The following is a 22,051-nucleotide window of genomic DNA, read 5'->3' as shown; positions in this document are numbered from 1 at the left end:
GAACCACCAGACTCACCCGGACGTTTACGAATACAAAGGAAAACATGACAACCAAGAGTAAGACCGCACTTGTGGTTCGAGGGGGCTGGGACGGACACCAGCCGGTGGAGGCCACCGAATTGTTCCTCCCCTTCCTCAAAGAGAACGGCTTTGAGGTCAGGGTGGAGGAATCCCCCAAAATCTACGCGGACACTGAATACATGGCCGGAGTGGACCTCATCGTGCAGTGCATGACGATGTCCACCATCGAAAAGGACGAGTTCGAGGGGCTCCGCACGGCGGTCGAAAATGGCACTGGGCTTGCCGGATGGCATGGCGGGATCGCAGATTCCTACCGCAACACCTCGGACTACCTGCACTTGATCGGGGGCCAGTTCGCCTGCCACCCGGGCAAGCACGAGGACGAACGGATCGGCGAACAGTCGGATAACTATGTTCCCTACACGGTGAACATGCTCCCGGCCGCAGCAGAGCACCCCATTACGCAGGGAATCGCCGACTTCGACCTCGTCACCGAGCAGTATTGGGTTCTGGCCGATGACTACATCGATGTCCTGGCGACCACTACGCAGAAAGTCCGCGAATGGGATCCGTGGAACCGTGAGGTCACCTCCCCCGCCATTTGGACCAGGCAATGGGGCAAGGGAAGAATTTTCGTCTCCACTCCGGGCCACCGCGTGGAAATCCTCCAGGACAGCAACGTCCGCACGATCATCGAAAGGGGCATGCTGTGGGCAAGTCGCTAAATGTAGGAATCATTGGCTGCGGCGCCATCATCGCCCAATACCTGGCAAACTTCCGTCGGCTGGATTCCATCAACCTCGTGGCCGTCGCGGACCTCGATCCCGCCCGCGCCCAGGCAGTTGCCGACTCCTACGACGGCGTCCGTGCATTGGGCGTGGATGAGCTGCTTGAGGCGGACGACGTCGAACTTGTCCTCAACCTGACCATCCCGGCAGCGCATGCTGAGATCGCGCTCAAGGCAATCGCGGCGGGCAAGTCCGTTTATGGCGAGAAGCCGTTGGCTGCAACCACGGCCGAGGCCCGGCAAGTACTTGAGGCGGCAGATGCCGCAGGAGTGGCTGTGGGTTGCGCTCCGGATACTGTCCTCGGCACCGGTATCCAGACCGCCCGAAAAGCGATCGACGACGGCCTGATTGGCGCTCCTGTTTCGGCGACAGCCACGATGGCCACACCAGGGCATGAGCGCTGGCATCCGAATCCGGACTTCTATTACCAGCCCGGTGGCGGGCCGCTGCTGGACATGGGCCCCTACTACGTGTCCGCGCTGGTCACGTTGCTTGGGCCCGTCGTGTCGGTGGTGGGCGCAGCCAGCCATACGCGCAACGAACGCACCATCGGTTCAGGTCCACGCCAAGGGCAAAAAGTACCGGTGGCTATCGATTCCCACGTTACCGGTGTACTGGTCCACGCTTCCGGAGCACTGTCAACGCTGTTCATGAGCTTCGACGCCGTCCAGACAAAGAGTCCCAACATCGAAATCCACGGGGAGAAGGGTTCGCTCGTTGTTCCGGACCCCAACCACTTCCACGGCGATGTTCAGCTGTTCGAGCTGGGCGCCGGGGACTGGAAAACGCTGCCCGTATCCGCTGGCTACGTGGACGCCGGCCGCGGCTTTGGCATCGCCGATCTGTCAGCCACCCCGGTGGGACAGGAGCCCCGCGCCGGCGGCAAACTCGCGTACCATGCCCTTGAGGTCATGGAATCTGTGCTGGAATCCGCCAAGACAGGAAAGGCGGTAGCTATCCAAAGCACCGTCAAGCGTCCGGACATGGTGGAACTGGCAGAACTTTCGACGTCGGTACGCGCCTAACGTTCCGGCCGCCGCCAAACATCCCGCCCGGCCACAAATCCGGCCCTGTTCGCTCACCTCGCCGTTCTGCGGTGTGTTGGGCGAACGAGGGCCGGATTCGTCGTTAGTGACGAGCGCGGCGCAGTGTTGCCTCGGCGTGTTTGAGGATGGGGCCATCGATCATCTTGCCCTTGAACTGGAAGACGCCCGTTCCGGCCGCGGATGCTGCATCGAGAAGCTCGGCGGCCTCTGTCACGGCTTCCGGCGTGGGTGCGTAGGCTTCCCGCACGGTTGCCACCTGGCTGGGGTGGATGCACGCCTTTGCACCGAAGCCGCTGGCCACCGCGTCAAGGGATTCCACAGACAGGCCCTGGAGATCGGGGATGTTCACGTACACGGAATCGATGGCTTCCTTGCCAGCGGCTTTGGCTGCAAGCAGCACAGCGGACCGTGCGTGCAGGGCCACGGCCCGGTAGCCGCCGTCGTCGTTCCGGCTGGACAGACCGCCCAGGGAAGCCAGCAGGTCCTCGGCGCCCCACATCAAGGCAACCACGTTGGGTTCCGCGGCGATAGCTGAAGCATTGACGATGCCTGCCGCCGTTTCACAGAGTGCGATCACGCGGTAGCCCTCAAGTGCCCTGAGCTGCGCGGCACTCTCCGCCTTGGCGAGCATGACAGTGCGGTAGGGCGTGTGCGCCAGGCTGTGCAGGTCCTTTTCGAATTCCGCGGAGCCCACCGGATTGACGCGGATAATCGTCCGGCTCGGGTCCAGCTCAGCAGTGTCTCCTTCGGATCCGAGCTGCGCGAGGATCGCGCCCCGGGCCCGCTGCTTGTCCCCCGGAGCCACGGCATCTTCGAGGTCCAGGATCACGGCGTCCGAGCGCTCCGCCGCCTTGCCGAAGCGTTCGGGCCGATCAGCAGGGCAAAAGAGGAGTGCCGGCCCCATGATGAACGGTGTAACCGCACCGCGGAGGGAAGAGGCGGGAGAAGACATAGAGGGTTCCTTGCTGGTGGAATGCTGACAAGTGCGGAAAACAGCCTAGGACTGTGCGGCGTGTGCTTCCTGGGTCCACATCAAGCAGGTCCGCGTGGCAAGTGCCACCACCACTCCGTCCTGGTTCCTGCCAGTATGTTGCATAGTCACCACACCCTGGCCAGGACGCGAGGACGACAACCGTTTGGCGGTGATCACCGTTTCCGTGTACAGGGTATCCCCGTGATAGAGGGGGTGGGGAAAGGTGACATCCGTCAGCCCCAACTGGGCGATGATGGTGCCCTGCGTCAGCTGGGTCACCGACTGCCCCACCATTGTGGACAAGGTGAACATCGAATTCATCAACCGCTGCCCGAACGGCTGCGCGGAACTCCATGCTGCGTCCAGGTGCAGCGCCTGGGTGTTCATGGTCAAGGTAGTGAACAGGACGTTGTCCGTCTCCGTCACGGTTCGTCCGGGTTTGTGGGCGTAGATCACGCCCTCTTCAAGCTCATCGAAGTACAGTCCACGCTGCTCAACAACACGCGTCATACGGTGAGTTCCTGGTCCTCTTCGAAGAGTTCGGCCCCGGTGGCAGCCACGACGTCGTCCAAAGTGACGTTGGGGGCCAGCTCGCGAAGGACCAGGCGCGGCTCACCTTCGTCCTTGACGACGTCGATCACGGCGAGGTCGGTGATGATCCGGTCTACGCAGCCTTTGCCCGTGAGGGGCAGGGTGCAGTCCTTGACGATCTTGGGCCTGCCGTTGCGGTCCACATGCTCCATCATGACGATCACCTTCTTGTCACCGAACACGAGGTCCATGGCCCCACCCATGCCCTTGACCATCTTTCCGGGGATCATCCAATTGGCCAGATCGCCGTTGGCGGCCACTTCCATGGCACCCAGGACCGCCACATCCACGTGGCCGCCCCGGATCATGCCAAAGGACGAGGCCGAATCGAAGAACGCGGCGCCTGGTTTGATGGTGACAGTTTCCTTGCCGGCGTTGATGAGGTCCGGATCAATCTGGTCCTCGGCCGGATAAGGCCCGACGCCAAGGATGCCGTTCTCGGAGTGGAGGATCACTTCAACGCCCGCAGGAATGTAGTTGGGGATCAGGGTGGGCATCCCAATCCCCAGGTTCACGTACTGGCCGTTGGTGAGTTCATGGGCTACCCGCGCAGCAAGTTCGTTGCGGGTCCAGCCTTTGGCTTCGTGATGGTCGACGTCGGCACGCCGGTACTCATGACGCACGGCTTCGGGACGGGGCGGGATGTCCTGGTACGAGTTGTCGTTCACTGTGCTGCACCTGCCTGCCGGGTCGCCTGGCCAGTCGCTTGGCTCGTGCTCAGAGCCACCGTCCGTTTCTCAATCCGTTTCTCCGTTGTGGGAGCCACCACCACTCTTTGCACGAAAATGCCCGGGGTATGAATGTGTTCCGGGTCCAGCTCGCCGGTTTCCACGAGCTCTTCGACCTCGGCAATGGTTGTCTTGGCGGCCATGGCACAGAGGGGGTTGAAGTTCATGGCTGTGGCGTGGAAAACGAGGTTGCCATGGCGGTCGCCCTTCCACGCATGGACCAGCCCGAAGTCCGGCGTCAGTGATTCTTCCAGTACGTAGTCGGCGTCCTGGAAGGTGCGCACTTCCTTGGGGGCCGAGGCGATCGCAACGTTCCCTTCGGCGTCGTACTTTTGTGGCAAGCCGCCCTCGGAGACCTGCGTTCCCACACCGGCCTTCGTATAAAAGGCGGGAATGCCGGCGCCCCCTGCGCGTAGTTTCTCGGCAAGGGTGCCCTGCGGGGTGAGGACCACCTCCAGTTCGCCGGCGAGGTACTGCCTGGCAAACTCCTTGTTTTCACCTACATAGGAGCTGATGGTGCGGCGGATCCGTCCATCCTTCAGGAGGATTCCGAGGCCCCAATCGTCCACGCCACAGTTGTTGCTCACGGTCTCCAGGTCGGTCGTGCCCTGGCTGTGGAGCGCGTCGATCAGCGATACGGGGATGCCGCATAAGCCAAAACCACCGACAGCGAGCGAGGCGCCGTCCGGGATGTCCTTCACCGCTTCCGCAGCGCTGGCAACAACCTTGTCAATCATCCTTGATCCTTCCCGTACGGTTACAGACCCAGCTCGCGGGCGATGAGCATCAACTGGACCTCAGTGGTGCCTTCCCCGACTTCAAGAATCTTGGAGTCGCGGTAATGGCGCGCCACTGTGAACTCGTTGATGAAGCCATAGCCACCGAACACCTGGGTGGCGTCCCGTGCGTTGTCCATGGCTGCCTCGCCTGCGACCATCTTAGCGATGGCCGCTTCAGTCTTGAACGGCTTGCCAGCCAGCATTCTCGCTGCTGCATCGTAATAGGCCAAACGAGCCGTATGGGCCCTCGCCTGCATCCTTGCGATCTTGAATTGGATGGCCTGGTACTTGCCGATGTTCTGGCCAAAGGCGCTGCGTTCCTTGGCGTACTTCACCGAAAGGTCCACGCAACCCTGGGCCGCCCCCGTGCCCAAGGCGGCAATGGCAATGCGACCCTCGTCAAGGATCGACAGGAAGTTGGCGTATCCCCTGCCCCGCTGGCCCAGGAGGTTCGCTTCAGGAACCCGGACATTGTCCAAAGTCAGTGGATGCGTGTCCGACGCATTCCAGCCCACCTTGTTGTAGGCCCTCTCAGCCTTGAAGCCCGTGGTTTCGGTGGGCACCAGGATGGTGGATATTTCTTTCCTGGGACTGCCGTCGGAGTTTTCCGTCTTGCCGGTGACAGCAGTGACGGTCACCAAAGTGGTGATGTCCGTGCCGGAGTTCGTGATGAACTCCTTATTGCCGTTGATGACCCATTCCCCGTTGTCTACGTGGGCGTGGGTCTTGGTACCACCTGCATCGGAACCGGCCTCACGCTCGGTCAACCCGAATCCGGCCAAGGATCGTCCCGATGCCAACTCCGGAAGCCAGCGCTCCTTCTGTTCCTGCGTGCCGAAACGGTACACCGGCATGGCGCCGAGTGACACGCCAGCCTCAAGCGTGATTGCCACGGACTGGTCTACCCGGCCCAACTGCTCCAAAGCCAGCGCCAAGGCGAAGTAGTCTCCGCCCATTCCACCGAACTCCTCCGGGAACGGTAGGCCGAACAGCCCCATTTCCCCCATCTGCTTGACCACTTCATAAGGGAAGCTGTGTTCTTCATCGTGTTTGGCAGATACGGGTGCCACCACTTCGTCGGCGAATTCGCGGACGGAATCACTAAGGTCCTGGTATTCCTCGTTAAGGTCAAAACTGCTCATGGCTGGACTTCCTTGTCTGACGCTGCGGGTTTGTCTGTCTCTGCGCGCCCTTCGAGAGGGTCTGCTGCGTGAATAGTGGCGAGTACCTGGTCGGCTTTGACCAGATCGCCCGGTTTGCTGGTGAGGTGGACGGTTCCGGAAACCGTTGCCACCAATTGGTGCTCCATTTTCATGGCTTCCACCGCCAGGAGCGGCTGCCCCTCTTTGACCACGTCTCCGTTGGCCACTGCCACGGAAACCACAGTTCCGGGCATCGGCGAGCGCACCTCCGGATCTGCAGCACCTTCTTCGCGCTGGATGCCTGCCAGCATCCTGCGAAGACGTTCGGCGCGGTCCAGGACTTCCAGGTGGCAGGACCATCCGTCGTTGCCAAGGTAGATCCCGCGGATCCCGCTCGTCCCGGACGGTGATAGGCCAACCGCATAGGTGAGGGGACCGCCGTCGATCTCCAGGACGATGCCGTCCCCGGTCCGTTCCACGGCGTTGACTTTGGCCGAACGGCCCGCGTCAGGGCCGCCGTCGATGGTTGCCGAGAAGATGCCGGAGTCCTCAATCAAAGCAACGGTGGAGGTGCCGCCGCCGGGCAGGCCGAACGTGGCACTCCATGCGCCGCGGGCGCCCACCCGCCACGAGTCCGGCGAACTCCAGGTGTTGCCGGCGTTTGCAGCAGCCCCAGGGTTTGCCTTCTTTTCGAACCACAGCGTTAGGGCGGCGGCGATCAACTCGTTGGCGCCTGCGTGCCTGAACTCCATGGACGGCAGCTTGCGTTCGATCAGCCCCGTATCCAGGTGGCCGGCGCGGACGTCGGGATCATTGATCAGCAGCCGGAGATATTCCACGTTCGTGTCCAAGCCCAGGAGGGTGTACCTGCCCAAGGCGGCGTCCAAGGTGTCTAGCGCAGCGGCGCGGTTTTCGCCCCAGGCGATGACCTTGGCCAGCATGGGATCGTAGTCGCCGGTGATCTCAAGGTCCTCGCGCATGGCGGAGTCGATCCTGACGTTCGCATTGGAGCGTTGCTCGCCGAGCACCTTGGGATCCGCCCCGCCATTCTCGGCCAGCGCAACAACGCGTCCCATCGAGGGCATGAAGTTCCGCTCCGGCACTTCGGCATAGACCCGCGCCTCCACGGCGTGGCCTTCAAGAACGACGTCGGACTGGGCAACGGTGAGCAGCTCACCGGCGGCGATGCGCACCTGCCATTCAACGAGGTCTATCCCGGTGACCATTTCGGTGACGGGGTGCTCCACCTGCAAGCGCGTGTTCATCTCCATGAAGAAGAACTCATCGGGATGTTCGTCGGACACCAGGAATTCCACGGTGCCGGCACCGCTGTATTTGACCGAACGTGCTGCGTTGCAGGCTGCTTCTCCAATGCGGGCCCGTTCGGCCGGGCCGTCAGCCAACGATTCAAAGAGTGCCGAAGGAGCTTCCTCGATCACTTTCTGATGGCGGCGCTGGAGGGAACATTCGCGCTCGCCCAGGTGGATGACGTTGCCGTGGTTGTCCGCGAGGACCTGGACCTCGATGTGGCGGGGTGCCTTGATGAGCCGTTCCAGGAACAGCGTGTCATCACCGAACGCCGAAGCTGCCACTCGCCGGGCGGTCTGCAGCGTTGCAGCCATGTCTTCGGGCCGCTCGACGATGTGCATTCCTTTGCCCCCGCCACCTGCCGAGGGCTTGATGAGCAACGGAAAGCCTACCGACGCAGCAGCCTCGATCAGTTCCTGGTCCGTGAGGCCGGGTACTGCAATTCCGGGTACGCACGGGACGTCGTAGGCCATGACGTGGTTTTTGGAACGGATCTTGTCACCCATGACCTCGATGGCGTCAATGCCCGGCCCGATGAACGTTATCCCGGCCGCGTCAAGGGCTTTGGCGAACTCCACATTCTCGGACAAGAAGCCGTAGCCGGGGTGGACCGCCTCCGCACCGCTGCGGCGGCAGGCATCGATGATGGCGTCGATTTTCAAGTAGCTCTCCGAGGGTGCCGTGCCCCCGATGGCCACTGCGGTATCGGCAAGGGCCACGTGCTTGGCGTACTTGTCCGCGTCCGAATAGACGGCAATGGAGCGGATGCCCATGTCCCTGAGGGTTCGGATCACGCGGCAGGCGATCTCACCGCGGTTGGCAACGAGGACGGCGCTGAACGGACGGGACGCCGCGGCGGCGGCCGATGCTGTGGTGGTTGGCAGAGTCATAGTCACATCCTGAAGAGACCGAAGGAGGTCTCGGGCAGTTGCTGGCGGGAGACGACATCCAAGGCCATGCCCAGGACCCGACGGGTGTCTGCGGGATCGATGATGCCGTCATCCCAAAGCCGTGCGGTGGAGTAATAGGGGCTGCCTTGTTCCTCGTACTGCTGCTTGATGGGAGCCTTGAAGGCCTCTTCTGCCTCGGCTGGCCATTCCTGGCCGGCGGCCTCGAACTGGTCCCTTTTGACCGTTGCCAGGACACTGGATGCCTGGTTTCCGCCCATCACTGAAATGCGGGCAGCTGGCCACATCCACAGGAATCGCGGCGAGTAGGCCCGCCCGCACATGGAGTAGTTTCCGGCGCCGAAGGAGCCGCCAATGACAACGGTCAGCTTGGGGACCCTCGCTGTTGCGACCGCTGTGACCATCTTTGCGCCGTTCTTGGCGATGCCGCCTTGCTCGTAGTCTTTGCCCACCATGAAACCTGAGAGGTTCTGCAGGAAGATCAGCGGAATGCCGCGTTGATCGCAGAGTTCGATGAAGTGGGCGCCCTTAAGCGAGGACTCACTGAACAGGACCCCGTTGTTCGCCACGATGCCAACGGGGTGTCCGTGGAGATGGGCAAATCCGGTCACCAGCGTGGTGCCGAAATTTTTCTTGAACTCATGGAATTGGGAACCGTCCACGAGCCGGGCGATTACTTCGCGGACGTCGTACTGGGCGTTGACGTCTGTGGGGACCACGCCATAAATCCCGGAGGGGTCGACGACGGGCGGCAGGACGACGTCGAGCACGTCCCACGCCGGCGTGGCTGGCTTGGGCAACGTGCCAACGATGTCCCGGACGATTTCCAGCGCGTGTTGGTCGTTCTCGGCCAGGTGGTCCGTAACACCGGAAATCCTGGAGTGCACGTCACCACCGCCTAGTTCCTCAGCGGTGACAATCTCACCGATGGCTGCCTTCACCAGTGGCGGCCCTCCGAGGAAGATGGTGCCCTGATTGCGGACGATCACTGTTTCGTCACTCATGGCCGGCACATATGCTCCGCCGGCCGTGCACGAACCCATCACCGAGGCAATTTGCGGAATCTTGGCTGCCGACATGCGCGCTTGGTTGTAGAAGATGCGGCCAAAGTGTTCTTTGTCGGGGAAAACCTCATCCTGCTTGGGCAGGAACGCTCCCCCGGAATCCACAAGGTAGATACACGGAAGCTTGTTTTCCAGGGCAATTTCCTGAGCCCTGAGGTGCTTTTTTACCGTCATGGGGTAGTACGTGCCGCCCTTGACCGTGGCGTCGTTGGAAATCACCAGGACGTGCCGGCCATGGACCAACCCAATACCGGCAATCACTCCTGCGCCCGGCGAATCATCGTTGTACATGCCGTTGGCGGCCAGGGGCGCTATCTCCAGGAAGGGGCTGCCCTCGTCCAAGAGGTAGTCAATCCGCTCGCGGGGCAGCAGTTTGCCTCGGGCAACATGACGCTCCCTGGATTTCGCAGGCCCTCCGAGGGCTGCCACGGCAAGACGTCCCTTCAGTTCCCCCACGAGGGCCAGCTGTGCTTCCTGATTGGCTTCAAAGGTGCCGCTGTCGGGCCCTGCCAAGCTGGCGATTGTCTCCATCGACCACTGTTCCATTCCCGGCCCCAGGCCATTTCGGTTAGTGCCACGTAACTGAAATTTAGGTTAGTCTTTATTAACTGTGATGTCCAGCACAGTGGGACCGTGCAAACCCACATCCCTGGCAGTGGCACCAAGGAGGAGAACGTGACCGGAGGCCCGGAAACAGGCACTGTCCGCAGCGCAGCCCCAGCAAGCAACCCAGCCCCGGCAGGCAACCCAGTTCCGGCAACGCAGCGAGGCCAAGCCAAGGAACTCCGAAGGCTCGCATTGCTTTCAGCGGCCGCGGGACTCTTTGCAGAAAACGGCTTCACGCGGGTTTCGCTTGAGGATCTTGGGGCGGCGGCAGGCGTCAGCGGGCCTGCCGTTTACCGGCACTTCCCCGGCAAGCAGGCCGTCCTCGGCGAGCTTCTCCTCAGCGTCAGCCGCGATCTGCTCGACGGCGGCCTCCGCGTGATCGCGGAAGCGGAGAACCCCATGGATGCACTGAAGGGCTTGATCCAGTTCCAGGTGGACTTTGCGCTGAGCGACCCGGACGTCATACGTGTCCAGGACCGAGACTTCGGGAGCCTCAGCAGCACCGACCAAGCCGAAGTCCGGTCCCTGCAACGCGCCTACGTTGAAACGTGGGTGGACGTCCTGGCCCGCATCCACTCCGACACGGATGTCGCCGGCCTCCGTGTCCGGGCGCATGCAGCCTTCGGCCTGATCAATTCCACCCCTCACTCCGTCCGCCATCACGGACGAAAGATCGCGGTAAAGTCGGCCAGGCCCATCTTGGAGCAGATGGCCTTGGCTGCGCTGACAGCAGCCTGATTGTTAACTCTTTTTGGGGAGATTGGGACCGCCTTCCAGGTGTTCTCTTTAAATGTCAGACCCCGATGAAATGATTTTGATCATGGAAGATACGGAGCAGCTGACAACACTTAGGACGGAACCGTCCCCTGTTGTCGCTGCCCTGGCCGCGGTCCGGTCGCAGCGCTTCTTGAGCATGCCGGACTTGGTCAAGGCCGGGTTCAAGGGTTCGACGGCGTCCATGAGCGGGATCGGCCATTTCCACGGCGGGTTACGCAATGCAGGTGGGCTGGGCAACAGAGCTGCGCTAGGCAATGCAGGTGGGCTGGGCAACAGAGCTGCGCTAGGCAATGCAGGTGGGCTGGGCAACAGAGCTGCGCTAGGCAATGCAGGTGGGCTGGGCAACAGAGCTGCGCTAGGCAATGCAGGTGGGCTGGGCAACAGAGCTGCGCTAGGCAATGCAGGTGGGCTGGGCAACAGAGCTGCGCTAGGCAATGCAGGTGGGCTGGGCAACAGAGCTGCGCTAGGCAATGCAGGTGGGCTGGGCAACAGAGCTGCGCTAGGCAATGCAGGTGGGCTGGGCAACAGAGCTGCGCTAGGCAATGCAGGTGGGCTGGGCAACGACCCTGCGCCGCTCAACGGCAAGGCCGAGTTCGGCCGGGCCTCAGGGCCCGTCGGCGCCAAAGCCACGGGTAGAGCGTCAACAGGCGCCAAAGCCACAGACACCGGGCCAACAGGCGCCAAAGCCACAGACACCGGGCCAACAGGCGCCAGATCCACAGACACCGGGCCAACAGGCGCCAGATCCACAGACACCGTAGACGCCTCGGCCTCCACCGCCGGGGAGATCCGTGACCCACAGTGGAAAGCTTGGACCGGCCATGGTCCGGAGCTTGCCCAGCCGAGCCCCCATTTCGAAAACAGGCATCCCAATCATCCGGCTACCGGACGGGATCTGACGGCTCTTCTTGAGCACGGCGCGGCTCTCCTGGACCCCTTGCAGTTGTCCGCAGCAGCCGATGCGGCGCGGCTGTGTGGCTTTTTTGAGGCCGCCGACTTTGCCGGCAGGGTCGAGGAGATCTCCCGATCTTTGGAGTACTTGCAGGTTGTCGCGGCGCAGGCGGTGGAAAGGACCCGGAAGGAAGCACAGCAAACCTCGCCGGGGTCGTCGGCTGGGGCGGCGCCCGAGTGGCGGACCGGTTGGACCGAAGCGGCCACGGATGCGAGGGTTACGGCAACGGACAGCGTCGTGGATGACGGGTACCGGAGTACCGCAGAGTTCCTTCGCGCCCGGTTGCGGATCAGCATCGGGGAAGCCCGTCGCAGGCTCGCCCTCGCACCCGATGTCCTTCCGCAGGCCGGAATGGCCGGGCAGGAGATCCCGGCCCGGCGCGAAGTGCTGGCCGAAGCCCTCTACTCAGCTCTTGTGCCTTCCCGGTCCGCGACGATCATCAGCACCGCACTGGACAAAGTCCGGCAGCTCACCGATGACGGCACCATCACCCGGATGGAACACGCCCTTACCGCGACGGCCATTGAATCCGACCCGGACTTTGTCACCAAAATTGCCAAACGCTGGGTCGATTCGATCGACCAAGACGGTCCCGAACCGTCCGAAGAAGTTCTCCGCCAACTCCAGGGCGCATTCCTCCGGCGACGACGCCGCCACGGGCTCCACCACGTCGAAATCTTCGCCACCGCAGAACATACGAAACCCTCGCCACCGCCATGAACACCGCCACCAACCCCCGACTCACCCCCGCACACAACCCAGCCACCGGCGAAAGCAACGCCACCGGGGAAAGCGACGAGAGCACTGACGGGAACGGCGACGGTTCAGCACCAGGAACCGTCCACGGCAGCGACAGCGGGAACGCCAGCGGGAATGAACCAGCGGGCCCGGAGCTGGACCGGCGTTCCCGGGCCCAGAAACTCCTCGACGGCCTCGTCGGAGCCTGCGCCGTCGCCATGACCACAGGGAAACTGCCCTCCAACGGCGGACTCCGACCCCAACTCACCGTCACCATCGACGAACGCGACCTCTTCGAACGACTCACACGCACGGCCCCCACCCCAAGCACAGCAACACCAGCCGGTGCTGCCCCCACGCCACTCCGCGAAGCCACCCCAACTGGTGCAGCAAGGACCACACCACCCGGCTCAGCAGACGCAGCCACCCAGACCACAGGCACAGGACCTGGCCCGCACCACTCCCGGCTCAGCTCCGGCACCGCCACCTTCGCCGGCCCGATCCACCCCAACACCATCCGCAAAATCGCCTGCGACGCCGACATCCTCCCCGTCCTGCTCGGAACCGACTCCCGCATCCTGGACATCGGCCGCACCACCCGGATCTTCCCACCCCACATCCGCAAAGCCATCACCGCCCGCGACCAAGGCTGCGCCTTCCCCGACTGCACCATGCCCGCCCCCTGGTGCGAAGCCCACCACATCACCTACTGGTCACACGGCGGCCCCACCTCCACCGACAACGGCACCCTGCTCTGCAGCCACCACCACCACCTCATCCACAAAGAAAACTGGACCATCACCACCACCACCGGCGTGCCCTGGTTCACCCCACCCCCACACATCGACCCCAAACAAACACCACGACGCAACCACCACCACACACCCCTCAGAACATAAACCTGCCCGACAACGATGCCGGGTGGGGCCAGAGGGCCGCCCAAGTACTGCGGAAGGGTGCGGAATGCGATGCACAGATCGGGTGCCGGCTGCCTGCAGGCGTGCACAGACGGGCGCTAGGCCCCTGCCTGCAACCTGCACAGTCAACCCGTATGTTCTCGGGCTGTTCAGTATTCCTAGGACTCACAGGGCCAGTTTCAGGGGCTGTGCGGGGCGGAAGTGGAGCCTAGGCTGAAGCTCGAACCCTTACTGAATCCATAAAGCAACAGGGTTGGTACCAGCCACTATCAAGGAGCGCACCATGAGGATTGCCGTAACCGGCGGAAGCGGAAAATTGGGCAGGAGCGTGGTCCGCCGACTGACACAGGACGGTCACCACGTGCTCAACATGGACCGCGCAGGCAAGAGGGGCCGCGGCTACGTCAACGTAGACCTCCGCAACTATGGCCAGGTCCTGGACGTCGTCCTCGGCCTGGACGATCAACACAGCGGCTTGGACGCGATCGTCCACTTGGCTGCCATCCCCGCACCGGGGTTGGCTCCGGACGCCGCAATTTTTGAAAACAACATGCTCTCCACCTATAACGTCTTCCAAGCAGCCCGGCGAGCGGGCATCAAGAAGGTGGTTTATGCCTCCAGCGAGACAGTCCTGGGGCTCCCTTTCGATATCGACCCTCCCTACATTCCCGTGGATGAGGAGTACGCGGCCCGGCCTGAAAGCACGTACTCCCTGGTGAAACACCTTGAGGAGCAGATGGCCATCCAGCTCACGCGCTGGGACCCATCGTTGAGCATCACTGCACTCAGGTTCTCCAACGTGATGGACCCCGAAGACTACGACGCCTTCCCGTCCTACGACTCGGACGCCACCCTGCGCAAGTGGAATCTGTGGGGCTACATCGATGCCCGCGACGGCGCCCAGGCAGTAGTCCGCGCCTTGGAGAAAGGTGCGCCCGGTTTCGAGACCTTCATCATCGCCGCCTCGGACACCGTGATGAGCCGAAGCAGCGCCGGGCTTGCCGCCGAAGTCTTTCCCGACGTCGAGGTTGTCAAGGAACTGGGCCAGCACGAAACCATGCTGTCCATCGACAAAGCCCGGCGGCTCCTTGGCTTTGAGCCGGAACACAGCTGGCGCGATGTCCACTCCAATCGGACAACACCCACAGAAGACTGAACGCGCGACGACCCACCCCTGAGCCGCAGTTTCCTGCAAGCACTCGTAAAGGGGTGGGCCGGCGCAGCTTCCTAAGTTCGTGAAGCTAGACCATAGTTAACACCATGGCGGGATCGGACAGGATAGCGCCAAGGTCCGCCAGGAATCGTGAACCCTGCTCCCCATCCACCAAGCGATGGTCGAAGGACAAGCTCAGGGACATCACCTGCCGTACGGCGATCTCATCATCTACCACCCACGGTGCCTTGCGAACGGCACCTAAGGCCACAATGGCAGCCTCGCCCGGATTCAGGATGGGCGTCCCGGCGTCGATCCCGAACACTCCGATGTTGGTGATGGAGATGGTGCCGCCCGAAAGATCTGACGGAGACGTCTTGCCGGCACGTGCGGTATCCGTGAGTTCCGACAACGCTGTAGCAAGTTCCCGCAGGGTCAGGTGGTCGGCGTCCTTAATGTTCGGTACCGTAAGACCCCGGGGCGTAGCAGCCGCGATGCCAAGGTTGACGTAATTGAACTGAATGATCTCCTGGCGTGCCTCGTCCCAGCGCGAATTCAACGTCGGGTTGGTCCGTAGCGCTATCAGGACCGCCTTGGCCGCAATAGTGAGCGGAGTGAGCTTGTAACCCTCGAACGCTTTGCTTGCCTTGAGTCGTGTCAGCAATTCCATGGTGGCAGTCACATCGATCGTCAGGAATTCCGTCACGTGCGGCGCGGTGAATGCGCTCTGCACCATGGCCGCAGCTGTGAACTTCCGGACGCCCTTGATGGGTGAACGCGTTTCCCGCTCACCGGTGGCTGCCGGCCCTGTTGGTACCGCGCTTGTGCCTTCCGCCTCACCCGTGAAGTTCTGTACGTCCTCCCGCGTGATGAGTCCCCCTGGACCGGTGCCGGGAACCAATTGAAGGTCGATCCCAAGATCGCGCGCCAGCTTACGGACCGGCGGTGTGGAACGCGGACGCTCAGCCGTGGCTGCCTCAGGGTGAGAAGTTGCCACCGGCTCCCGGGCCGCTTCCGTGGGGCGCGCCTGTGGCGTTTCGCCTTGGACCTGGGCGCGGACCCGGCGTGTCGGCCGTCCGGTGTGCTCGACGACGGCGCCATACCCCACCAGGTTCGGCTCACGTTTGGCGGGGCTTGCGGCCGCCCCGCTCGCCTCGACTGGCTGCGGGCCGCCGTTTGATGCAGACCCGCCGTCTGATCCAGATCCACCGTTCGATCCAGATCCCCCAGTGGGCTGAGGTTCGCCAGTGGACTCAGGTTCGCCGGCAGCCTGATCTCCAGCGGCAGGTCCGTTGCCCCCAGTGGAGGCCCCGGCGTCGTCCACTTCGAAGGAGACGATCGGTTTGCCGACCTCCACCACGGAACCGGGCTGCTCGTGCAGGGCCGCTACGACGCCGGCGAAAGGCGACGGCAGCTCGACGACGGCCTTGGCCGTCTCAACCTCCGCGATGACCTGATTGAGGGTAACGGTGTCCCCCACTGCGACCTTCCAGCTCAGGATTTCCGACTCGGTCAGGCCTTCGCCAAGGTCCGGCAGCCTGAATTCCTTGATCATGGTGGCGGTCATCCTTCCAGTCCACTCAGGGAGTTGGGGCGGCCCAAAGTGCGGTCCACGCCATCCAGAATCCTGTCCAGGTCCGGCAAGTGGTGCATTTCGAGCTTCGAGTAGGGATAGGGAACGTCGAAGCCGGTAATGCGGACGGGCGCCGATTCCAGGTAGTTGAAGCAACGCTCGGTAATGCTGGCGGCAATCTCCGCTCCGAGGCCACCGGATTGTCCGGCCTCGTGTGTGATGACCAGCCGGCCCGTCTTGCGCACGGATGCTTCCACCACCGGGTAGTCAACTGGAGCCAACGAGCGTAGGTCGATGACTTCCACGGAAACTCCTTCATCAGCCGCAGCCTGCGCCGCATCCTTGGCAGTTTTTACCAGGGGGCCGTATGCCACCAGGGTGACGTCCGAACCGGCGTTGACCACAGCTGCCTTGTCCAATGGCATCGCGTTGGAGAGGTCGAGGGACTCCTCGACGTCACCCTTGTCGTGGTAGCGGCGCTTGGGTTCGAAGTAGAGAACGGGATCATCCGAGGCGATGGCCTGCTGGATCATTGTGTATGCGTCCTGTGGGTTGGACACCGCCACCACCCGAAGCCCTGAAGTGTGGGTGAAATAGGCTTCCGGTGATTCGGAGTGGTGCTCCGGGGAGCCAATGCCACCACCGAAAGGAACCCGGATGGTGATGGGCATCTTGACCCGTCCCTGTGTCCGGTAGTGCATCTTGGCCACCTGGCTGACGATCTGATCGAAGGCAGGGTAGATGAAGCCGTCGAACTGGATCTCGCACACTGGGCGGTAGCCCCGGTAGGCCAGGCCCACGGCGGTTCCTATGATGCCCGACTCGGCCAGGGGCGTATCAATTACCCGGTGCTTTCCAAAGTCCTTTTGGAGTCCGTCCGTGACACGGAAGACACCTCCGAGGGAACCAATGTCCTCGCCCATGAGGACGACTTTGGGATCGTTTTCCAGGGATTTGCGAAGGCCGGCGTTGATGGCCCGGGCAAATGTGAGCTTGGACATCAGAGTGCACCTTCCTCGACGGGCTGGTTGAAACTTTTCAGGTAGCGCGAATAGTGATCCTTCTGGCGTTCAATCCAGGAATTGGGTGTGCTGTAGACGTGGTTAAAGACGTCCAACGGCTGCGGATCGGGCATGTTGACGCAACTGGTGCGGAGCTCGGCGGCGACGGCGTCGGCTTTGGCTTTGACCCTGCCTTCCAGTTCTTCAGTGAGCAGGCCTTTGGCGTCGAGGAGCCGCCGCAGACGAAGAATAGGATCCCTGGCAGCCCAGTCCTCCAGCTCATTCGGGTCCCGGTACCGCGTGGGATCATCGGCAGTAGTGTGCGGGCCCATGCGGTAGGTGACCGCTTCGATAAAGGTTGGGCCGCCGCCGCTGCGGGCACGGTCCATAGCCCAGCGGGTAGCGGCCATGACGGCGAGAACATCGTTTCCGTCAACACGAAGGCTGGGGATACCGAACCCTGTTGGCCTGTCGGCCAATTGAACGTGGGACTGCACCCGGACAGGCTCGGAAATGGCCCAATGGTTGTTCTGGCAGAAAAAGACCACGGGAGCCTGGAAACTGGCCGCAAACACCATGGCCTCGCTCACGTCGCCTTCGCTCGTGGCGCCATCCCCGAAGTAGGCCAGTACTGCCGTGCTGGCGCCGTCCAACTGGACGCCCATGGCGTAACCGGTGGCGTGAAGGCTCTGGGATCCGATGATGATTTGGGGTGTCGCCATGTTGATCCGCTGGGGATCCCAGGAGTAGAGGGCGTTTCCGCGCCATACCTGGGCGATCTCTGATACATGCGCGCCGCGGATGTAGGCTACTCCGCTTTCACGGTAGCTGGGGAAAACAAAGTCGTCATCCCGCAAGGATCGGCTTGAGCCGATCTGGGCTGCTTCCTGCCCAAGCAGCGGAGGCCAGAGGGCCAGTTCTCCCTGCCGCTGGAGGGCTGTTGCTTCGGTATCGATGCGGCGGATGACCGTCATGTCCTCAAACAAGGAGCCCAGTTGTTCATCGCCAATGTCCTTGATCCAGAGATCAAATTCCGGATGGCTGATCCGTTCGCCTTCCGGCGACACCAACTGGAGGAGGTTGCCCCCCGTCCGCAAAGGATTTTGTGCACTTTGTCCGGGGCGCGGAGCGTCATTTTGCACTCCCTTGCCCGCCTTATCCGTCAACACAGGTGATCGCAACCTTCCGGCTAGTTTTGCCGGCCCTGCTGGACTTGTGATCCAGCCGCAGACCGACTCCCTGGCTCCTTCGCCAGGGTTAATTGTGACCCTACTCACAAGGCGCATCGGGTACAACTACCCTCAAAAAACTTGAGCATTCTGCCATATTGAGTGGCTCCGCGCCGTGCTAATCTTGCGCATTATGCAACCCTTGGATGGCACTGACACCCGGCTCCTTTCTGCGATGGCAAAGGATCCCAGAGGAACCGTTGTGGCCCTCGCCCAAAAACTGGGCCTTTCCCGCAACACGGTGCAGGCCCGCATGGCGCAACTCGAGAAGAAGCATGCCTTCCTCTCCTTTGAGCGGCGCATCAACCCCGTTGCCCTCGGATATCCGCTCACGGCTTTCATCAGCGTCCATGTCCAGCAACAGAAACTCGCCTCGCTGGCGAAGGAACTTGCGGACATCCCCGAGATCCTGGAAGGTTTCGGCCTGACCGGGTCAGCCGACCTGCTGTTGCGGGTGGTTGCTTTGGACGCGGAAGACCTCTACAGGATCAACGGCAAGATCCTGGCCTGCGACGGCGTTGACCGCACCGATACCGCCTTGGCGATGCGGGAAATGATTCCGTACCGGGTGCAACCCCTGTTGGGCCGGCGCTCTGAAGGCTGAAGCCCGCTTTCACCTGCCGTTATTACCCTTTTGGCCCTTGCCTGTGGAACTGTGGATGCGATTTGATTCAGATGGACGCATCGGGGGCCGGCCAGCGGTTTCCGGCTACGTGGTGGCGCTGCCGCAGGCTGCCGAAAGGGGCACTACAGTGAGCAACCCACAGGAACCGAATGGCCGCGACGGAACCCAACGCAGCGGAAGCGAATACGGCCAGAACCCGCCACCCGTCCCACCCGGCCCCGGGTACCCCCCACCGAACGGGACTCCACCGCAGTGGCAACAGCCGCCGTCGTCCGCTGGTTCCCAAGGCCAGTACCCCCAGGGTCAGTATGCGCCGGGCCAGTACCAACCGGGCCAGTATCAACCTGGCCAAAACCCTTATCCACCCGGCCAGTACCCGCCCGGACAGTACGGCCAGCAGTTTCCGCCGCCGGCCAAGAGCAGGAAGGTGCTCTGGATTGTCCTGGGCATTGTGGCAGGAGTGATCGTGCTTGCCGTCGTGGGAATCCTGGTGCTGGTGAACGTGGTGGGCGGCGCGACGTCGAAGGCGAGGTCTTTGGCTGACGAGTTCACCAACCTGGTGGTTTCAGGGCAAACCGAGCAGGCCTACGACAACTACCTGCACCAAGCATTGAAGGACGAACTGGATAAGCAGTCCTTCATCGACGGCATTGCCAGCCTGGAACTTGATGACTCATGCAAGCCCAATTACAGCTCCGTGAGCGTGAACTCCGAGAACGGCAATAACAAAGCGGATATCACGGGAACCTTGCAATGCAGCGGAAAGAGCATCGACCTCAAGTACGTTTTCGAGGGCACCAACGATCTCAAAATGAGCAGCATCCGCCTCCGTCCATAACGGCGGAAAAAATATCCCGGTTTCCACCCATCCGCATCAACGCATGGTCCGAATCACTGTTTGAGAGCCCCGCCCGGGGTTCCACAGGACGGCCGGGAAAGCCCCGGCCATCACCGGAAGGTTCGGACCAATGCGTACTTCGCCCAATCGCTTGATCGCCACCATCTTCGGAGCCGTATACCTCTTGGTAGGCGTGCTCGGATTCTTCGTCACCTCGGGAACCGGGTTCTTCGCCACTGAGGGTGCCAATCTGATCATCTTCGCGGTGAACCCGCTGCATAACGTTATTCACCTGGCCATCGGTGCCGCCCTGCTCTATGCGGGCATGAACGGTGTCACGCTTTCCAAATCCGTCAACACGGCTGTGGGCGGCGTCTACCTGCTGGTGGGTATCCTCGGGCTGTTCCTCGTTGGGACTTCACTGAACATCATCGCCCTGAACGGGGCAGACAACGTGTTGCACCTTGCCAGCGCCGTGGTGCTGCTGGGCGTTGCCCTCTCCCAGGACAAGGCCGTCGTCGTCTCCGCCCGCGCCTGATCGCGGAACCACGTAACCCAAAGACTGAGTCCAAGGAGAGCGCCATGGCAGGAAAACAGCACCCCACGCTGAAAGCAGCCACCCTGTTGTTCGTCTACTTCGCTGCCATGGCTGGCAGCATGGTGGATCTTTCCATTGCCGCCGGGTACCTGACAGCAACGGGTGCACCTGGATTGATAGTTTCCGGAGTGGTGGCCCTCGCATCCGGACTCGCCTTCCTGGCTTGGTCTTTATGGGGGCTCCACCGGAACTCCCTTGTCTTTCCACGGCTTGCGCTTCCCGCCCTGGCAGCGGCAGCCGCGGCCCATATCGCCGTCGTCATATGGAGCGTGGCAACTCCTGGGCGCTCGCTTGATGTGAGCCATCTTGCCGCCTTTAGCCTGTCCCTGATGGCACTTGGCGGGGGCGGTTGGCTGCGGCGGCAGCACAAGACCAACGACGGCGGCGCCCACGGCCTGCCAAGGACCGGGCGGCTTCTGGCAGCCGCGTTCGGAGCCGCCGTCGTTGTTGCTTCAGTGGCCACGCCGGGATTGGCGGCATCGATGGCGGGCCAGCACGCGGTACCCCATGGGGAGCACGCCAAGGCTCCTTCCGAAGGGACACATCCGGGGTTAACTCCAAGCCGCCACCACTAAGTGACGTCCCCGGAACAGGGCGCTCCATCAACATTGCCCACTGTTGATGGAGCGCCCGCTTCGTGGATCATGGAGCCATGGATCCCGTTGAGGCGCTCGAAGAAATCTCCTTTTGGTTGGAACGCGGCCAAGCCCCCTCCTTCAAGGTCCAGGCCTTCAGGAAAGCGGCCGACGCCGTTCGGCAGCTTCCGCCCGACGAGTTGGCCAGGCTCATTCGGAACGGAAGAGTCACCAGCCTGAAAGGTGTTGGGGACCGAAGCGCGGAAGTCATTACCCAGGCTATGGAAGACAGGGTGCCCGATTATCTGGCCGACCTTCGCGAGCGTGGGGCCGAATCCTTGGCGTCCGGCGGCGACACCCTCAAGGCAGCGTTACGCGGTGACCTGCACAGCCACAGCAACTGGTCCGACGGCGGCTCGCCGATTGAAACCATGGTGGCTGCCGCCAAAACCCTGGGCCGTGAATACCTTGCCCTCACTGACCACTCCCCCAACCTGACCATCGCCAACGGCCTCAGCGTAGAGCGCCTTGAAAAGCAGCTCGGTGTGGTGGAAGGGATCAACGCGGATCAGGACGGCTTCCGTTTACTCAAAGGCATCGAAGTGGACATCCTGGAGGACGGGACCCTGGACCAGACGCCGGAAATGCTGAACCGGCTGGACGTGGTGGTGGCCAGTGTCCACTCAAAGCTGCGCTCGGACAAGAAGACCATGACCAAGCGGATGCTCGGCGGAATCAGTGATCCACACACGAACGTCCTGGGGCATTGCACTGGCCGTCTGGTCCAAGGATCCCGCGGCACCCGGCCTGAGTCCGAATTCGATGCCGTCAAGGTCTTCACTGAATGTGCCGAGTGGGGTGTCGCCGTCGAAATCAATTCACGGCCGGAGCGGCAGGACCCTCCGGACAACTTGATTAAGATGGCTCTGGACGCCGGCTGCCTGTTCAGCATCGACAGTGATGCCCATGCCCCTGGCCAACTCGATTTCCTCCAGTACGGCGCCGAACGCGCCGAGTCACTTGGCGTGCCGAAGGAACGGATCGTCACCACATGGCCACTGGAACAGCTGAAGGAATGGCTCAGCCTCAAGAAGTGATTTAGCGTTGGCATGCCTGAGGGC

At 62.3% G+C, this 22,051-nt stretch carries 19 protein-coding genes and 1 pseudogene; 10 read left to right on the top strand and 10 right to left on the bottom strand.

The features are described 5' to 3' along the window. The first annotated feature begins 44 nt into the window (after nucleotides 1-44). Nucleotides 45-746, top strand: a complete 702-nt coding sequence (locus tag LDN90_RS07350) for a ThuA domain-containing protein (RefSeq protein ID WP_216925310.1) — start codon at nucleotides 45-47, stop codon at nucleotides 744-746. Then, entirely contained in the window at nucleotides 731-1,834 is a 1,104-nt protein-coding gene (locus LDN90_RS07345; protein WP_223948530.1) for a Gfo/Idh/MocA family oxidoreductase, read from the top strand. The genes LDN90_RS07350 and LDN90_RS07345 overlap by 16 nt, the downstream gene beginning before the upstream one ends. Nucleotides 1,835-1,937: 103 nt before the next feature. Here the strand turns inward: LDN90_RS07345 and LDN90_RS07340 are convergent, their stop codons facing one another. The 7 genes from LDN90_RS07340 to LDN90_RS07310 are packed head-to-tail and all read right to left on the bottom strand — an operon-like array spanning nucleotide 1,938 to nucleotide 9,879. Then, nucleotides 1,938-2,807 carry a CoA ester lyase gene (locus LDN90_RS07340; protein ID WP_223948529.1) on the bottom strand — a complete coding sequence of 290 codons (870 nt, stop codon included), beginning with the start codon at nucleotides 2,805-2,807 and terminating at the stop codon, nucleotides 1,938-1,940. A 45-nt stretch (nucleotides 2,808-2,852) separates the two neighbouring features. Continuing rightward, a complete protein-coding gene (locus LDN90_RS07335) occupies nucleotides 2,853-3,338 on the bottom strand; it encodes a MaoC family dehydratase (protein ID WP_223948528.1) in 486 nt (161 codons plus the stop codon). After that, the gene (locus tag LDN90_RS07330; protein WP_223948527.1) at nucleotides 3,335-4,087 is read right to left on the bottom strand and encodes a CoA transferase subunit B; all 753 of its coding nucleotides are present in this window, start codon (nucleotides 4,085-4,087) and stop codon (nucleotides 3,335-3,337) included. The genes LDN90_RS07335 and LDN90_RS07330 overlap by 4 nt, the downstream gene beginning before the upstream one ends. After that, nucleotides 4,084-4,884: a CoA transferase subunit A gene (locus LDN90_RS07325; RefSeq protein ID WP_216925315.1), complete on the bottom strand. Its 801-nt coding sequence runs from the start codon at nucleotides 4,882-4,884 to the stop codon at nucleotides 4,084-4,086. Before LDN90_RS07325 ends, LDN90_RS07330 begins: the two co-directional genes overlap by 4 nt. 20 nt (nucleotides 4,885-4,904) lie before the next feature. After that, nucleotides 4,905-6,068 (bottom strand): acyl-CoA dehydrogenase family protein, encoded by a 1,164-nt coding sequence (locus LDN90_RS07320; protein ID WP_223948526.1) that lies wholly within the window; start codon nucleotides 6,066-6,068, stop codon nucleotides 4,905-4,907. Further along, complete coding sequence (locus LDN90_RS07315; RefSeq protein ID WP_223948525.1) at nucleotides 6,065-8,266, bottom strand: biotin carboxylase N-terminal domain-containing protein; 2,202 nt, start codon at nucleotides 8,264-8,266, stop codon at nucleotides 6,065-6,067. Before LDN90_RS07315 ends, LDN90_RS07320 begins: the two co-directional genes overlap by 4 nt. 2 nt (nucleotides 8,267-8,268) lie before the next feature. After that, nucleotides 8,269-9,879 carry a carboxyl transferase domain-containing protein gene (locus LDN90_RS07310; protein WP_223948524.1) on the bottom strand — a complete coding sequence of 537 codons (1,611 nt, stop codon included), beginning with the start codon at nucleotides 9,877-9,879 and terminating at the stop codon, nucleotides 8,269-8,271. A 102-nt stretch (nucleotides 9,880-9,981) separates the two neighbouring features. Here LDN90_RS07310 and LDN90_RS07305 point away from each other — a divergent pair, with 102 nt between their 5' ends. The 3 genes and pseudogenes from LDN90_RS07305 to LDN90_RS07295 all read left to right on the top strand — a co-directional run bounded on the left by LDN90_RS07305 (nucleotide 9,982) and on the right by LDN90_RS07295 (nucleotide 14,494). Next, complete coding sequence (locus LDN90_RS07305; RefSeq protein ID WP_275963907.1) at nucleotides 9,982-10,692, top strand: TetR/AcrR family transcriptional regulator; 711 nt, start codon at nucleotides 9,982-9,984, stop codon at nucleotides 10,690-10,692. A 934-nt stretch (nucleotides 10,693-11,626) separates the two neighbouring features. Further along, nucleotides 11,627-13,320 (top strand): annotated as a pseudogene (locus tag LDN90_RS07300) (DUF222 domain-containing protein). A 301-nt stretch (nucleotides 13,321-13,621) separates the two neighbouring features. Then, a complete protein-coding gene (locus tag LDN90_RS07295; RefSeq protein ID WP_223948523.1) occupies nucleotides 13,622-14,494 on the top strand; it encodes an NAD(P)-dependent oxidoreductase in 873 nt (290 codons plus the stop codon). Between the two features lie 85 nt (nucleotides 14,495-14,579). On the opposite strand, the gene LDN90_RS07290 is transcribed toward LDN90_RS07295, so the two are convergent. The 3 genes from LDN90_RS07290 to pdhA are packed head-to-tail and all read right to left on the bottom strand — an operon-like array spanning nucleotide 14,580 to nucleotide 18,207. After that, nucleotides 14,580-16,058, bottom strand: coding sequence for a dihydrolipoamide acetyltransferase family protein (locus LDN90_RS07290; RefSeq protein WP_223948522.1), 1,479 nt, complete (start codon nucleotides 16,056-16,058; stop codon nucleotides 14,580-14,582). After that, nucleotides 16,055-17,065, bottom strand: coding sequence for an alpha-ketoacid dehydrogenase subunit beta (locus LDN90_RS07285; RefSeq protein WP_216925321.1), 1,011 nt, complete (start codon nucleotides 17,063-17,065; stop codon nucleotides 16,055-16,057). The genes LDN90_RS07290 and LDN90_RS07285 overlap by 4 nt, the downstream gene beginning before the upstream one ends. Beyond that, nucleotides 17,065-18,207, bottom strand: coding sequence for a pyruvate dehydrogenase (acetyl-transferring) E1 component subunit alpha (pdhA, locus tag LDN90_RS07280; RefSeq protein ID WP_223948521.1), 1,143 nt, complete (start codon nucleotides 18,205-18,207; stop codon nucleotides 17,065-17,067). The genes LDN90_RS07285 and pdhA overlap by 1 nt, the downstream gene beginning before the upstream one ends. 220 nt (nucleotides 18,208-18,427) lie before the next feature. Here pdhA and LDN90_RS07275 point away from each other — a divergent pair, with 220 nt between their 5' ends. The 5 genes from LDN90_RS07275 (at nucleotide 18,428) to LDN90_RS07255 (ending at nucleotide 22,027) form a co-directional block, all read left to right on the top strand. Beyond that, nucleotides 18,428-18,898 carry an Lrp/AsnC family transcriptional regulator gene (locus LDN90_RS07275; protein ID WP_216925323.1) on the top strand — a complete coding sequence of 157 codons (471 nt, stop codon included), beginning with the start codon at nucleotides 18,428-18,430 and terminating at the stop codon, nucleotides 18,896-18,898. Between the two features lie 55 nt (nucleotides 18,899-18,953). Beyond that, nucleotides 18,954-19,757 carry a hypothetical protein gene (locus LDN90_RS07270; protein ID WP_223948520.1) on the top strand — a complete coding sequence of 268 codons (804 nt, stop codon included), beginning with the start codon at nucleotides 18,954-18,956 and terminating at the stop codon, nucleotides 19,755-19,757. Nucleotides 19,758-19,887: 130 nt separating this feature from the next. Next, a complete protein-coding gene (locus LDN90_RS07265; RefSeq protein ID WP_216925324.1) occupies nucleotides 19,888-20,295 on the top strand; it encodes a DUF4383 domain-containing protein in 408 nt (135 codons plus the stop codon). Nucleotides 20,296-20,339: 44 nt separating this feature from the next. After that, entirely contained in the window at nucleotides 20,340-20,930 is a 591-nt protein-coding gene (locus tag LDN90_RS07260; RefSeq protein WP_223948519.1) for a hypothetical protein, read from the top strand. A 77-nt stretch (nucleotides 20,931-21,007) separates the two neighbouring features. Further along, nucleotides 21,008-22,027 carry a PHP domain-containing protein gene (locus LDN90_RS07255; RefSeq protein WP_216925326.1) on the top strand — a complete coding sequence of 340 codons (1,020 nt, stop codon included), beginning with the start codon at nucleotides 21,008-21,010 and terminating at the stop codon, nucleotides 22,025-22,027. Nucleotides 22,028-22,051: the final 24 nt, after the last annotated feature.

This window comes from Arthrobacter sp. NtRootA1, from assembly GCF_019976975.1.
Lineage (GTDB): Bacteria > Actinomycetota > Actinomycetes > Actinomycetales > Micrococcaceae > Arthrobacter > Arthrobacter aromaticivorans.
Note: the sequence above shows the minus strand (reverse complement) of the source record. Positions and strands in the feature narration are given on the sequence as shown.